The sequence below is a fragment of the Acidovorax sp. 107 genome (assembly GCF_003058055.1).
GTDB lineage: Bacteria > Pseudomonadota > Gammaproteobacteria > Burkholderiales > Burkholderiaceae_C > Acidovorax.
Window position 1 is genome coordinate 122133 of the sequence record NZ_QBTZ01000002.1, and the last position, 13456, is coordinate 135588.

Consider the following 13456-nt stretch of genomic DNA (forward strand, 5'->3'; position numbering starts at 1 on the left):
GAGGATACGGAATGTCCGTGATTCAAACGCTGGTCGATGTGCGAGGTCCGGGCTTCCGCGACAACCTGGCCCACCACGCGGGCCAGGTCGATCTTCTGCGCGCGCGCCTGGCCGAGGTGGCCACCGGCGGGCGTGACGCGCACATCCGCCGCCACCGCGAACGCGGCAAGCTGCTGGTGCGCGAGCGCATCGACTTCATCGTCGATGACGGCAGCGCCTTTCTGGAGCTCTCGCCGCTCGCTGCCTGGGATCAATATGGCAACGAGGTGCCAGGCGCGGGCATCGTCACCGGCGTGGGCATGGTGGCCGGGCGGCCGTGCATGTTCATTGCCAACGACGCCACCGTCAAGGGCGGTTCTTTCTTCCATGAAACCGTCAAGAAACACGTGCGGGCGCAGGAAATCGCCGAGCGCCTGCGCCTGCCCTGCCTGTACCTGGTGGACTGCGGCGGCGCTTTCCTGCCGGAACAGGACCGCGTGTTCCCCGACAAGGACCACTTCGGCAACAGCTTTCACCGCCAGTGCCGCATGTCGCAGGCTGGCCTGCCGCAGCTCTCGGCCGTGTTTGGCGGCTGCACCGCGGGTGGCGCCTACATCCCCGCGCTGTCGGACGAAGTGGTGATGGTGCGCGGCAACGCCCGCATTCACCTGGGCGGTCCGTCCATCGTCAAGATCGCCATCAACGAGACGGTCGATGGCGAAACCCTCGGTGGCGCCGAGATGCACAGCCGCGTCTCCGGCGTCAGCGACCACCTGGCCGAGGACGAGCACCAGGCGCTGGCCATGTTGCGCCAGATCGTGGCCAGCCTGCCGCCCGAGCCGCCCATGGCGCCGCCGTTGCCGCCCAGCCCGCCGTGCCACGATCCGGTCGAACTCAACGGCATCGTGCCGGCCGACCCGAAACAACCGTACGACGCGCGCGAGATCATCGCGCGGCTGGTGGACGGCAGCGCCTTCCACGAATTCAAGCCGCTGTGGGGCGATACGCTGGTGACCGGTTTTGGCGCGATCCACGGGCAGCCGGTGGCCATCCTCGCCAACAACGGCGCGCTGCTGGCCGAGGCGGCCCTCAAGGGCGCGCATTTCATCGAGCTGGCCAACCAGCGCGGCGTGCCGCTGCTGTTTCTGCAAAACATTCCCGGCTTCATGGTCGGCACCGAGGCCGAGCGTGGCGGCATCGCCAAGCACAGCGCCAAGATGGTGTACGCCATGGCCTGCGCGCGCGTGCCCAAGCTGACGCTGGTCGTCGGCGGCTCCTACGGCGCCGGCAACTACGGCATGTGCGGGCGCGGCTTCGAGCCCGAATTCCTGTTCGCCTGGCCCAGCGCCAGGGTCGCCACCATGAGCGCCGACATCGCCAGCAACGTGATGGTCGAGCTGGCGCGCTCCAACCTGCGCGGCCCGGCCGACGAGGCCCGGCTGGCCGAGACCGAACGCAAGGTGCGCGAACAGTACGCGCGCCAGAGCGACCCCTATTACGCCACCTCCCGGCTGTGGGATGACGGGCTGATCGAACCCGCGGCCTCGCGCGACGTGCTGGGCCTGGCGCTGGCGCTGGCGGCACGCCGTGCGATGCCGAACACCGCCACCCCTGTTTACCGCATGTAAGAGAACCCCCATGAGCATCCCCACTTACGAGACCCTGCAACTTGCCATCGACGCGCGTGGCGTGGCCCGCCTCACGTTGAACCGCCCCGACACCCACAATGCGCTCAACGCCGCCCTGATCGGCGAGTTGCGCCGCGCCATCGATTGGCTGGCCGCGGCGCCGGGCGTGCGCGCCGTGGTGCTGACGGGCGCCGGCAAGACCTTCTGCGCCGGCGGCGACCTGGGCTGGATGCAGGACAACATGAAGAAGAGCCGGGCCGAGCGCGTCAGCGAGAGCGGCGATCTGGCGCTGATGCTGCGCGCCCTCAACGAACTGCCCATGCCCGTGATTGGCCGCATCAACGGCCCCGCCTACGGGGGCGGCGTCGGCATGATCTCGGTGTGCGACATCACGGTCGCGGTCGATACCGGCGTCTATTCGCTGACCGAGGTGCGCCTGGGCCTGCTGCCGGCCAACATCGCGCCCTACGTGGTGGCGCGCATGGGCGAGGCCAACGCCCGGCGCACCTTCCTGACGGCGCGCCGCATGAGCGCGGCAGAGGCGCAGCGTCTGGGCCTGCTCTCTGAAGTGGTGGCGCCCGACCAGCTCGACGCCGCCGTCGAGCGCGAACTGGCCGACCTGTTGCAGTGCGCGCCGGGCGCGGTGGCCGCCACCAAGAAGCTGGTGGCCTATGTGCGGACGCACGACCTGCCCACCAACATGATCTACACCGCCGACAAGCTGGCCGACGCCTGGGAAACCGAGGAGGGGCGCGAAGGCATCGCCACCTTCTTTGGCAAGCGCCCGCCGGCCTGGCGGCAGACCTGAGTGTTGACATGAATGCGTACGACGGATGTTTAGTACCCTCCTGATTGCCAACCGCGGCGAGATTGCCTGCCGCATCGCCCGCACCGCGCGCCGCATGGGCTTGCGCACGGTGGCGGTGTACTCCGATGCCGACCGCGAGGCCTTGCACGTGGCTCTGTGCGACACGGCCGTGCACATCGGGGCGCCGGAGGCCGCGCGCAGCTACCTCGATGCGGCTGCCATCGTGGCCGCGGCACGTGCCGCCGGCGCGCAGGCCATCCATCCGGGCTACGGCTTTTTGTCCGAGAGCCTGGCCCTGATCGACGCCTGCGAAGCCGCCGGCCTCATTTTTGTCGGCCCCTCGCGCGAGGCGATCCGGCGCATGGGCTCCAAGATCGAATCCAAGCGCATCGCGGTGCAAGCCGGCGTGCCGGTGGTGCCGGGCTACCATGCCGACGACCAGGACCCCGTGGTCCTGCAGGCGGCGGCCGATGGCATCGGCTACCCGGTGCTGATCAAGGCCTCGGCCGGTGGCGGCGGCAAGGGCATGCGGGTGGTGCGCGGCGCGGGCGAGTTCGAGGCCGCGCTGGCCACCGTGCGGCGCGAGGCGCAGGCCTCGTTCGGCGACGACCGCGTGCTGCTGGAGCGCTACCTGGACGAGCCGCGCCACCTCGAAGTGCAGCTGCTGGGCGACCAGCACGGGCACCTGGTGCACCTGTTTGAACGCGAGTGTTCGATCCAGCGCAATCATCAGAAAGTGATCGAGGAGGCCCCCGCGCCGCACCTGCCAGCGGCCGTGCGCGAGGCCCTGTTCGCGCACGCGCTGGTGATGGGGCGCGCCATCGGCTACGACAGCGCCGGCACCATCGAGTTCATCCATGACAGCCGCAGCGGCGACACCTTCTTTCTGGAAATGAACACCCGGCTGCAGGTCGAGCACCCGGTGACCGAGCTGACGGTCGGCATCGATCTGGTCGAATGGCAACTGCGCGTGGCCGCCGGCGAGCCGCTCGGCTTCAGCCAGCCGGACCTGTCGCAGCGCGGCTGTGCGATCGAGGCGCGCGTCTGCGCGGAGAATCCGGCGGCCCGTTTCGCGCCCGAGATCGGCACCCTGATCGGCTACCGCGAGCCGCGCGGCGAGGGTGTGCGGGTGGACAGTGGCGTGCGCGCCGGCAGCCAGATTTCGCCGTATTACGACTCCATGCTGGCCAAGGTGATTGCCCATGCCGACGACCGGCCGACCGCCGCGCGGCGGCTGGTCACCGCGCTGGACGACACGGTGCTGCTCGGCGTGCACAGCAACCTCGGCTTTCTGGCCGATCTGCTGCGCCACGAGCACTTCGCACAAGTGCTCAGCACGCACTACATCGAACGCGCTTTTCCCGCCGGCTGGCAAGCGCGCGCGGACGATGGACTGGCCATCGCCGCGGCCGCCTTGCACGGCGTGCTGTCCGCGCGGGCCGGGGCCGGGCAGCAGCCACTCGGGGCCTGGCAGTCGCTCGGGGCCTGGCGCGCGGTCGGCGCTGGGCACGGCATCGGCAGCACGCAGGTGCTGCTCGAAGACGGGCAGCGCCGCGTGCATGAGGCCAGCGTGTCGCCGCTGGGCACGGGCTGGCGCGTGCGCGTTGGCGATCTGGCGCTGGACCTGGCGGCGACGCTGACCGGCGACACCCTGGAGTTGCAGCGCGACGGCCTGACGGTTCGCTTCACGGTGGCGCTGGAGCAGCACGCCACGCGGGGCGAACGCCTGTGGCTCGCCGGACCGGGCGGCACCTGGGCCTGGCGCCGGCTCGACCGCTGGCAGCGCGCGCTCCAGGGCGCGGCGGGCGCGGACGATTCGGGGGGCAAGCGCCTGCTCGCGCCCATGCCCGGGCTGGTGACGCAGGTGCAGGCCAGCGTGGGCATGACCGTGAACGCGGGCGACTCCCTGGTGCAGATGGAAGCCATGAAGATGGTGCACACGCTCAGCGCGCCCGCGGCCGGGCGGGTGGCCGAGCTGCGCTGCCGCGCCGGCGATGCGGTGCGCGGCGGCGATGTGCTGGTGGTGATGGAAGCCATGGAAACCAAGGAAGCATGATGAACGAACCGATTTATTTTGACGAGCAACACCGCCAGTTCCGCGACAACCTGCGCCGCTTTGTCGAGCAGGAAGTGGTGCCGCACGCGGCCCCCTGGGAAAACGAAGGCATGGTGCCGCGCGCGCTGCTGCGCAAAATGGGAGAGCTGGGTTATCTCGGCGTGCGCTATGGCGAGCAATACGGCGGCTCCCGGCTCGATACGGTGTACAGCGCCATCCTGGCTGAAGAACTCGGTCGCTCCACGTATGGCGGCTTCGCCGTGACGGTGATGGTGCACACCGACATGGCCTCGCCCCACCTGGCCAACTTCGGCACGCCGGACCAACTCGCGCGCTACCTGCCCGCCCTCATCCGCGGCGAGAAGATCTGCGCCGTGGCGGTCACCGAGCCCGACGCCGGCTCCGACGTGGCCGGCATCCGCACCCGCGCCGTGCGCGACGGCGAGCACTGGGTCATCAACGGCAGCAAGATGTTCATCACCAACGGCGTGCACGGCGACGTGTACTTCGTGGCCGCCAAGACCGACCCAGCGGCCAAGGGCTCGCGCGGCATTTCGATCTTCATCGTCGAGAAGGGCACGCCGGGCTTTCGGGTCGGGCGCGCGCTCAACAAGAGCGGCTGGCTGTGCAGCGACACCGCCGAGCTGGTATTCGAGGACTGCCGCATCCCGGCGGCCAACCTGCTGGGCGAGGAGAACAAGGGCTTCTACCAGATCATGCGCAACTTCCAGAACGAGCGCATGGTGCTGGGGGCGCAGATGATGGGCGAGGCCGCACGCGCGATCGAGCTGACGCTGGCCTATGTGCGTGAGCGCAAGGCCTTCGGCGCCACGCTGTGGGACAAGCAGGCGATCCGCCAGCGCCTGGCCATGCGGGCGGCGCAGGTCGAGGCCGCCCGCCAGCTCGTCTACCACGCCGCCTGGCTCGACGCCCAGGGGCGCGAATGCGTGAAGGAGGTGTCGATGGTCAAAGCGCTGTGTGGCGAGCTGCTCAACGACGTGGTCTATGACTGCCAGCAGTTCCACGGCGGCTCCGGCTACATGCGCGAAGTGGCGATCGAACGCATGGTGCGCGACGCCCGCGTGCAGGCCATCGGCGGCGGCGCCACCGAGGTGATGCTCGAAGAAGTGGCCAAACGGTTATGAACATGGGTACTTCTCCGGCCACTTCGGCCATGGATGGTTTGGCCGGCTTGCCGCTGAAGGAGGTCCTGCCCGGCATTCTGATGTTCACGCTGCCAGTGGACTACGGCATCGACCACGTCAACGTTTACCTGATTCGCGAAAGCGAGGGTTGGTGCTTGTTCGACACGGGGGCCGAATGCGAGGCGGCGCGGGCCTTGTGGCTGCGCGCATTGGCCGGTCCGCTGGCGGCTGGATTGACGCGCATCATCGTCTCGCACCACCACCCCGACCACCTCGGGCTGGCGGTGTGGCTGCACGAGCGCACCGGGGCTCAGGTTCTGATGCGTCAGGAAGAGGTGGCGGTGGCGCGGCAGACGCACGTGGCCAACGCCGGCGATCGCGCGTACTGTATCGACTTCATGCGCCGCCATGGGATGGCGCCGGAGGACGCCCAGCAGGTGGTGGGCGGGGTGCTGCAAAGCAACATGGCCTGTGCCGTGCCGACCCGCACCGAGCCGCTCGAAGCCGGCCAGACCTTGCATATCGGCGCTCATGCCTTCGACGTGCTGGTGCTTGGCGGCCACAGCATCGCGCAAATTTGTTTGTACGAGTCCAGGCTGAAGTTGCTGCTCACGGGCGACCAGTTGCTCGAACGCATCACACCCAACATCGGTGTCTGGCCCTATGGCGAAACCGATCCGCTGCCACGTTACCTGGAGAGCCTGCGCACCATTGCCGGACTGGATATCGAACTCGTATTGCCGGCCCATCACGACGTCTACCATGCTGGGGTCAAGCGCGCGCACGGGCTGGTGGCGCACCACCAGAAGGCGCTGCGCAAGTTCATGGCGCGTCTGGGCGCGGGGGGCATGAATGCCACCGAACTCGGCTACGCCGTTTATGGCGCGCAGAGCGACCCGCTGCATGCCTACCTGGCCATGGGCGAAACGCTGGCGCATCTGCTGTGGCTGGAGCGCTCCGGTTATGCGCGGCGTGACGAAACGCCAGCGGTGACCCGCTGGTATCCGGTGACAGCGGCCGACGGCGAGCCCACCTTAACCTTGTCTGGAGACATGTCGAGATGACAGAGACGCACACCATCAACGAAGAAGAAATCGCCAAACGATGGCGGGAATTCGCCCATGTGTCGCCGTACAACCGCGAACTGGGCCTGCTACCGCACGCGGTGCACGCTGACTGGTGCGTGCTCAAGGTCGAGTATCAGGACGCGCTGGTGGGTGATCCGCAGACTGGTGTCTTGCATGGCGGGGTGATCACTGCGCTGCTCGACGCCGCGTTCGGCTTCGCGATTTTCGTCAAGCTGCCGGAGATGCGGCCGATGGCCACGCTGGACTTGCGCATCGACTACCTCAAGCCCGCCACGCCCGGGCGGGCGATTCTGGGGGGGGCCGTTTGCTACAAGCTGACTTCAGAACTGGCATTCGTGCGAGGCGCTGCCTACCTGGACACCCTGGACGATCCCATAGCCACCGCGGTTGGCATTTACATGTTTACTTCCGGGCGACCAGTGTTGCGCAACGAGGAGGTGCCGCGATGAACTGGACCGAACAAATCAATCACGCGCGCGCCCAGGGCGACTGGAGCGAAGTGATCCGGTCTGTGCCCTTTGCCCGTTTTCTGGACTTGCGCATGGATGTCAAGGGCGAGGAGTTCACCTGCGTCTTGCCATTCCAGGAAAAACTGATAGGCAACCCCATCCTGCCTGCTCTGCATGGCGGAGCCACCGGGGGGTTTCTGGAGTGCGCCGGACTGTTCTACCTGCTGTGGCACATGGACAGCCGGGACTTGCCCAAGACCATCGATTTCAACATCGATTACCTGCGCTCGGGCCGACCGCAGGACACCTATGCCAACGTTGTGATGGTCAAACAAGGCCAGCGGGTGGCGAACCTGCGCATCCAGGCATGGCAGTCCAGTCCCGATAAACCCATCGCCCTTGGCCACGGCAATTTTATGCTGCGAGCCTGAGGGCCCAAAAAGGAATGTTCATCATGTCTCAACCAACCTACCGTTCCGTGTTTCGCCCTGGCCTGTTCGCGGGTCAGACCGTTATCGTCACCGGCGGCGGCAGTGGCATCGGCCGCTGCACCGCGCATGAACTGGCCAACCTGGGGGCCTGCGTGGCGCTGGTCGGCCGCCGCGTCGAGAAACTGGAAGCGGTGCAAGCTGAAATCACGCGGGCCGGCGGCCAAGCCAGCATCCATGCCTGTGACATCCGGGACGAGCCGGGCGTCAAGGCCATGATCGCCGACGTGATCGGGCGCCACGGCAAGATCGATGGCCTGGTCAACAACGCCGGCGGCCAGTACCCGCAGCCGGTCAAGGACATCAGCCTGAAGGGCTGGGATGCGGTGGTGCGTAACAACCTCACCGGCGGCTTTCTGGTGGCGCGCGAAGCCTTCAACCAGTCCATGGCGTCGAACGGCGGCGCCATTGTCAACATCATCGCCGACATCTGGGGCGGCATGCCCACCATGGCGCACAGTGGCGCGGCGCGGGCCGGCATGCTGTCCTTCACCGAGACGGCGGCCTGCGAATGGGCCGTTGCCGGCGTGCGCGTCAACGCGGTGGCGCCGGGCTGGATCGCCAGCAGCGGCTTTGACACCTACAGCCCCGAGATGCAGGCCGAACTGCGCAGCCTGAAAACCAAGGTGCCGCTGCAACGCTATGGCACCGAAGCCGAGATTTCGGCAGCGGTTGTCTTCTTGCTGTGCGAGGCGGCAGCTTTCATCACCGGCTCCTGCATTCGGGTCGATGGCGGCGTGCCCAATGCCCGCCCGACCTGGAAACTGCAGGCCCATGATCGCTCCAGGCCCTTCAACGGCTTTGCGCTGTCGCAGGCGCCGAAGTGCCTGAGCGTGCAGGATGAATGACATGGACGCGACGATGCAAACCACGAATTCGAACGATCCGGCGGCTTATCTGGCGCCTGGGCGCTACGTGGACAGCGATCACCCGGCGGTGGTCGCGTTCGCCCGCCGGGTGGCCGCACCCGGCCTGACGCCGCGCGAGGCTGCGGTCAAGCTTTACTACGCCGTGCGCGACGAGTTTCTCTACGACCCCTACCACTTCGACACCACGGTCGAGGGCTTGAAGGGCAGCCACGTGATCAAGGCTGGGCGCGGCTTTTGCGTGCCCAAGGCGGCGCTGCTGGCGGCGGCGGCCCGCGCCCTGGGCGTGCCGGCACGGCTGGGCTATGCCGACGTGCGCAACCACCTGACCAGCAAGCGGCTGTACGACATGATGGGCACCGACCTGTTCGTCTTTCACGGCTATACCGATCTGTGGATCGACGGCCAGTGGCTCAAGGCCACGCCGGCCTTCAACCGATCCCTGTGCGAGAAGGCGGGCATCCGGCCGCTGGAGTTCGATGGCAGCGCCGATTCGGTTTTCCATGAATTCGATGTCAGTGGCCACCGTCACATGGAGTATGTACATGAGCGTGGTGTCTACGCTGATCTGCCGCGCGAGGAACTGCTGGCCTCGTGGCGCGTGCACTACAAAACTTTTGCCGACTGGGGCCAGATAGCAGGCAATGGTGCCAACTTTGAAAAAGAAGTGGGAGCGGGATCTTGACTGCCGCCAAGTGAGTCGACCAAGTTCTTGTGGAGGTTTGGTAAACATAAGGGGACAACTATGAACCTGAAAATATCGAAATTCGCAAACTCGTTGAGCGATCCTCGGTCTTGGCTTCAGCCTCGGCTGCCAGATATGCGGGTAACCCGGCAGGCGGTGCAAGTTCTTGCCGCCCTTTGCGCGACGTTGCTGGGGATCGGGCTCACTAGAGCAGAGACTGGTGTAACAGCGCAGACCGTCCTGATCGGTCAGAGCGTTTCGCTGACCGGCCCGCTTGCTGAAATCGGTACCGATTTCAGCGAAGGTTTCAAGGCCTACATCGACGAGGTGAACCGCCGTGGCGGGGTCTTCGGCCGTCGGCTGAAACTCGTGCTAATGGACGACGGGTATGTTCCCCAACAATCATTGGCCAATACCGAAAAATTGATTGGTGAGGACAGAGTATTCGCGCTGGCCGGAAACTTGGGAACGGCCAACGTCACCGGTGTTTTACCGCTATTGGAGCAACACCGGGTGCCACTATTTTCGGCTTTCACGGGAGCAGATAGCCTGCGCCACACGCCGAACCGGTATGTGTTCACGGTGATGGCTTCGTATGGTAATGAGACAGAAAAAATGGTTCAACATCTGACGACGGTAGGGATCAAGTCCATCGCCGTCGCATATCAGAACAACGCTTTCGGACAGGAAGGGCTTGCGGGCGTGCAGGCGGCTATGAAGGATCGCCAAATTGCCCCGATAGCGAGTGCGGCGATTGAAACTGACGCTCGGGACGCTGCGGTTGCGGCGCAAACGATTGCTCGCGCTCGCCCGCAAGCGGTCATTTTGACGATGGCCGGCAAACCGACCATCGAATTTATTCGCGAGTTCAAGAAGACCGGAGTGGCAGCACAACTGCTGCTGCTGTCGGTGGCGGACACCAACCTCCTGGTCAAGCAGTTCGGCAAGGACGCTGCTGGCATTCTCGTCACCCAGACGATGCCGGCGCCGTTCTCCGACAAGCTCGGCGTGTCGCGCGAATTCCGCCAGCTGATGAGATCCGTCGGCAAGGACAAGCACGTCGGCTATGCGTCCATGACTGGGTTCGTATCGGCCAAGGCCTTTGTTGAAGCGCTCCGGCTCACCGGGCCGGACCTGACCCGTGAGAAGTTCATGACTTCCATCGAGAGCGCAAAAAACATGGATCTTGGGGGCTATGTCTTGCGCTTTGGCCCGGAAAAGCATCATGGTTCAATCTATGTCGAGATAACCATGATCAAGCCTGGCGGCGCGCTATTTGTCTACTGAAATGAAGATTCAAGCGCTCCCTATGAGCAATTTCGAGCGGCGAGTGTTTTCTGGCTTCACCGGTGGCCCCCTGGTCGCCGATGTCCATGGCCCAGTCGGCGCACCGACGGTGTTGCTGTTGCACGGCGGTGGGCAAACACGCCATGCCTGGGGCCGCACCGCGCAGACCCTGGGTGACACAGGTTGGAGCACCGTCGCCCTGGATCTGCCGGGCCACGGCGACAGTGCCTGGGCCGCTGATGGTGACTACAGAATCGAGGTGTTGGCCGACACCATGCTTGGCGTCTGGCGCGAACTGGGCATGCCGCTGGCGGTGGTCGGCGCCTCGCTCGGGGGCTTGATCAGCATGGCGGCCGTGGGCCGCGCCGATGCGCCGCCGATCAGCGCGCTGGTGCTGGTGGACATTGCGCCGCGCATGGAAGAAGCTGGTGTCGAGCGCATTGTGAGTTTCATGCGGGCGCGGCCCGATGGCTTTGCGTCGCTCGAAGAAGCTGCCCAGCAGATTGCGGCCTACCGCGGCCGGCCGATGGATGGCCCCATCGAGGGACTGAAGAAAAACCTGCGGCTCAATGCGCAAGGCCGCTGGAATTGGCATTGGGACCCGCAACTAATGAGCGAGGCCAATCACAACCACCGGCGCGACGCGGCCGGCTACGAGCGCGCCTTGCGCGGCCTGCAGGCGCCCACCTTGCTGCTGCGCGGCCAGCGCAGCGACGTGATCAGCGAAGAAGATGCGCGCGCCCTGGTGCAAACCATGCCGCGGGCACGTTTCATCGATCTGAAGGGCGCCGGCCACATGGTTGCCGGTGATGCCAACGACGCTTTCGCCGCCAGCGTGGCGGCGTTTCTGCATGAAGTGATGCCGCCGGCACGGTCCACGGCGGGTGGAAACTGAACCAGGAGCACGGAATGAGTTTGCGATCTTTTACGCTGCAAGATCTGATCAACCGCAACGCGCAATTGTACGGCTCGAACACCGCCCTGGTGTTCGGCGCTCAGCGGGTGACACATGCCCAGTACGCCCGGCGCACGGCGCGCCTGGCGGCCGGTTTGGCCGCCGTTGGCGTAGGGCAGGGCGACCGGCTGGCCATACTGGCCCCCAATTGCCTGGAATATGTCGACCTGTTGGGTGCCGCCGCCCGGTTGGGTGCGATCATGGTGCCAATAAACGGCCGACTGTCGGCCGAGGAAGTGGCCTATGTCATCGAAGATGTGGCGCCGCGGGTGCTGATCGTAGCCGATGAATACCAGACCCTGCTGCCGCAGCGCGGCCTGGACAACACGCTGCGCTACACGCTGGGCGTCGCGCCAGCACCCTGGCAACCCGTCAGTGCGCTGTATCGGGAGCGTGATGCGCCAGCGGCAGGCCTGCCCAGCGTGACCGACGGCAGCGGTTTGCTCATCATCCACACCGCCGCCGTGGGCGGTCGGCCGCGCGGCGCGCTGCTCACACACCGCGGCCTGATCACCGCCAGCCTGCAGACGCAACTGGCTTGGCACCTGACGGCGGCGGATGTCAATCTGGGGGTCTTGCCACTGTTTCACGTGGCCGCCATCGGCTTCCTGCTGGCCGCGCAGCAGGCGGGCGGGGCGACGCTGCTGATGGCGCGTTTCGATCCGCCCAGTCTGGTCAGACACATCGACGAGGACGGGGGCAGCCTGATCGGTACCTTTCCACCGATGCTCGGCGCCCTGCTGGAAGCCGCCGTAGCCCAAGGCTCGGCGCTGTCGAGTCTGCGCGTGGTGTCGGGGATCGATGTGCCCGAGACTATCGCGCGCCTGCGCGCCACCTGCCCCCAAGTGACTTTCTGGAGTGCCTACGGCCAGACCGAGACATCGGGCTCGATCAGCCTGGCGCCATTTGACGAGCGCCCCGGCAGCGCCGGACGGCCCACCGCGCTGAACACGGTCGCGGTGGTGGACGAGCTGGACCGCCCCTTGCCCACCGACGCCACCGGCGAGATCGTGGTGCGGGGTCCGATGGTGTTCCAGGGCTACTGGCGCTGCGAAGCAGACAACGCCTTCACGCTGCGCAACGGCTGGCACCACACCGGTGACTTGGGGCGCATCGATGCCGAGGGCTACCTCTGGTACGGCGGGCGCTCGCCGGCCAAGGAGTTGATCAAGCCGGGGGGCGAGAACGTCTATCCGGCTGAAGTCGAGCGAGCCATTCTGGAGCACCCGGCGCTGGCGCAAGCGGTGGTCATCGGCGTGCCGGACGTTCAGTGGGGCGAGGCGGTCAAGGCCGTCTGCGTGCTGAAGACGGGGCACACATTGAGTGCCGACGACCTGATCGAGTTCGTGGGCGCTCGCATCGCACGCTACAAGAAACCCAAGCATGTGGTGTTTGTGCAGGCGTTGCCCCATGCCGCTGCCGGTGGGGTGGACCGGGCGGCCGTCAAGGCCGGGCACGGCCACGTTTGACGCGGCGCGCAGCAAGCGATTTTCAACCAGAACCAGCCCTGAAGGAGACGACAGCATGACCCAGGCCTCCACCGGCGACCCGGTGCAGCGTTTCAAGACGCACCGGCGCACCATCACCGAAACCGACATTGTCAACTTCGTCAACGTGGCCGGACTGCACGAGCCCTTCTTCATTGACATGGATTACATCCGGCAAAACATGACGGGTGCGCACCGCAGCCGCTTCGCACCCGGGCCCATGATCATCTCGCTGGGCATGGGGCTGTTGGCGACCTACGTGGCCGGCGTCATCGAGCGCGCGCTGGCAGGTCATGTGGTCGGGGCCTTTGGCGGCATGACCGGTCTGCAGGCACGCCTGCGCGGCGCGCTGTTTCCGGGCGACACGATTCACGTCGAAGGGGAGGCGCGGCTGCGCCCGCCAACCGCGCGTGGCTACACACTGATGGATATCCAGCACCTGGTGATCAACCAGCGCGGTGAAACCATCGCCGATTTCACTGAGACCCTGACCTTCCTGCCCAGTGAGGCCGGCACGACGTGATCTGTGCCGGGC

General features: G+C 66.2%; 13 protein-coding genes. All 13 read left to right on the forward strand.

Annotation, left to right across the window (positions count from 1 at the left end):
• The first annotated feature begins 11 nt into the window (after window positions 1-11).
• Genes C8C99_RS23445 through C8C99_RS23505 form a run of 13 tightly spaced genes read left to right on the forward strand, consistent with a single transcriptional unit; the run spans window position 12 to window position 13444 of the window.
• Complete coding sequence (locus tag C8C99_RS23445; protein ID WP_108627373.1) at window positions 12-1607, forward strand: carboxyl transferase domain-containing protein; 1596 nt, start codon at window positions 12-14, stop codon at window positions 1605-1607.
• A 10-nt stretch (window positions 1608-1617) separates the two neighbouring features.
• Window positions 1618-2415: a crotonase/enoyl-CoA hydratase family protein gene (locus C8C99_RS23450; protein ID WP_108627374.1), complete on the forward strand. Its 798-nt coding sequence runs from the start codon at window positions 1618-1620 to the stop codon at window positions 2413-2415.
• 25 nt (window positions 2416-2440) lie between these two features.
• Window positions 2441-4471, forward strand: a complete 2031-nt coding sequence (locus C8C99_RS23455) for a biotin carboxylase N-terminal domain-containing protein (protein WP_108627375.1) — start codon at window positions 2441-2443, stop codon at window positions 4469-4471.
• Window positions 4471-5616 (forward strand): acyl-CoA dehydrogenase family protein, encoded by a 1146-nt coding sequence (locus C8C99_RS23460; protein ID WP_108627442.1) that lies wholly within the window; start codon window positions 4471-4473, stop codon window positions 5614-5616. Before C8C99_RS23455 ends, C8C99_RS23460 begins: the two co-directional genes overlap by 1 nt.
• Complete coding sequence (locus tag C8C99_RS23465) at window positions 5613-6680, forward strand: MBL fold metallo-hydrolase (RefSeq protein ID WP_233247473.1); 1068 nt, start codon at window positions 5613-5615, stop codon at window positions 6678-6680. Before C8C99_RS23460 ends, C8C99_RS23465 begins: the two co-directional genes overlap by 4 nt.
• The gene (locus C8C99_RS23470) at window positions 6677-7153 is read left to right on the forward strand and encodes a PaaI family thioesterase (RefSeq protein WP_108627377.1); all 477 of its coding nucleotides are present in this window, start codon (window positions 6677-6679) and stop codon (window positions 7151-7153) included. The genes C8C99_RS23465 and C8C99_RS23470 overlap by 4 nt, the downstream gene beginning before the upstream one ends.
• Window positions 7150-7584: a PaaI family thioesterase gene (locus C8C99_RS23475; RefSeq protein ID WP_108627378.1), complete on the forward strand. Its 435-nt coding sequence runs from the start codon at window positions 7150-7152 to the stop codon at window positions 7582-7584. The genes C8C99_RS23470 and C8C99_RS23475 overlap by 4 nt, the downstream gene beginning before the upstream one ends.
• Window positions 7585-7607: 23 nt before the next feature.
• Window positions 7608-8489, forward strand: coding sequence for an SDR family oxidoreductase (locus tag C8C99_RS23480; protein WP_108627444.1), 882 nt, complete (start codon window positions 7608-7610; stop codon window positions 8487-8489).
• Window positions 8490-8502: 13 nt separating this feature from the next.
• Window positions 8503-9192: a transglutaminase family protein gene (locus C8C99_RS23485; RefSeq protein WP_233247475.1), complete on the forward strand. Its 690-nt coding sequence runs from the start codon at window positions 8503-8505 to the stop codon at window positions 9190-9192.
• A gap of 60 nt (window positions 9193-9252) precedes the next feature.
• A complete protein-coding gene (locus tag C8C99_RS23490) occupies window positions 9253-10479 on the forward strand; it encodes an ABC transporter substrate-binding protein (protein ID WP_108627380.1) in 1227 nt (408 codons plus the stop codon).
• Window positions 10480-10501: 22 nt separating this feature from the next.
• The gene (locus tag C8C99_RS23495) at window positions 10502-11374 is read left to right on the forward strand and encodes an alpha/beta fold hydrolase (protein WP_108627381.1); all 873 of its coding nucleotides are present in this window, start codon (window positions 10502-10504) and stop codon (window positions 11372-11374) included.
• 14 nt (window positions 11375-11388) lie between these two features.
• On the forward strand, window positions 11389-12903 hold the full coding sequence (locus C8C99_RS23500) for an AMP-binding protein (RefSeq protein ID WP_108627382.1): 1515 nt from the start codon (window positions 11389-11391) through the stop codon (window positions 12901-12903).
• Between the two features lie 55 nt (window positions 12904-12958).
• The gene (locus C8C99_RS23505; protein ID WP_108627383.1) at window positions 12959-13444 is read left to right on the forward strand and encodes a MaoC family dehydratase; all 486 of its coding nucleotides are present in this window, start codon (window positions 12959-12961) and stop codon (window positions 13442-13444) included.
• Window positions 13445-13456 lie beyond the last annotated feature (12 nt).

Bases quoted from the DNA above. Each gene is read 5' to 3' on its own strand.
- C8C99_RS23445 (WP_108627373.1), top strand. From the start codon at position 12: ATGTCCGTGATTCAAACGCTGGTCGATGTGCGAGGTCCGGGCTTCCGC.
- C8C99_RS23450 (WP_108627374.1), top strand. From the start codon at position 1,618: ATGAGCATCCCCACTTACGAGACCCTGCAACTTGCCATCGACGCGCGT.
- C8C99_RS23455 (WP_108627375.1), top strand. From the start codon at position 2,441: ATGTTTAGTACCCTCCTGATTGCCAACCGCGGCGAGATTGCCTGCCGC.
- C8C99_RS23460 (WP_108627442.1), top strand. From the start codon at position 4,471: ATGAACGAACCGATTTATTTTGACGAGCAACACCGCCAGTTCCGCGAC.
- C8C99_RS23465 (WP_233247473.1), top strand. From the start codon at position 5,613: ATGAACATGGGTACTTCTCCGGCCACTTCGGCCATGGATGGTTTGGCC.
- C8C99_RS23470 (WP_108627377.1), top strand. From the start codon at position 6,677: ATGACAGAGACGCACACCATCAACGAAGAAGAAATCGCCAAACGATGG.
- C8C99_RS23475 (WP_108627378.1), top strand. From the start codon at position 7,150: ATGAACTGGACCGAACAAATCAATCACGCGCGCGCCCAGGGCGACTGG.
- C8C99_RS23480 (WP_108627444.1), top strand. From the start codon at position 7,608: ATGTCTCAACCAACCTACCGTTCCGTGTTTCGCCCTGGCCTGTTCGCG.
- C8C99_RS23485 (WP_233247475.1), top strand. From the start codon at position 8,503: ATGCAAACCACGAATTCGAACGATCCGGCGGCTTATCTGGCGCCTGGG.
- C8C99_RS23490 (WP_108627380.1), top strand. From the start codon at position 9,253: ATGAACCTGAAAATATCGAAATTCGCAAACTCGTTGAGCGATCCTCGG.
- C8C99_RS23495 (WP_108627381.1), top strand. From the start codon at position 10,502: ATGAGCAATTTCGAGCGGCGAGTGTTTTCTGGCTTCACCGGTGGCCCC.
- C8C99_RS23500 (WP_108627382.1), top strand. From the start codon at position 11,389: ATGAGTTTGCGATCTTTTACGCTGCAAGATCTGATCAACCGCAACGCG.
- C8C99_RS23505 (WP_108627383.1), top strand. From the start codon at position 12,959: ATGACCCAGGCCTCCACCGGCGACCCGGTGCAGCGTTTCAAGACGCAC.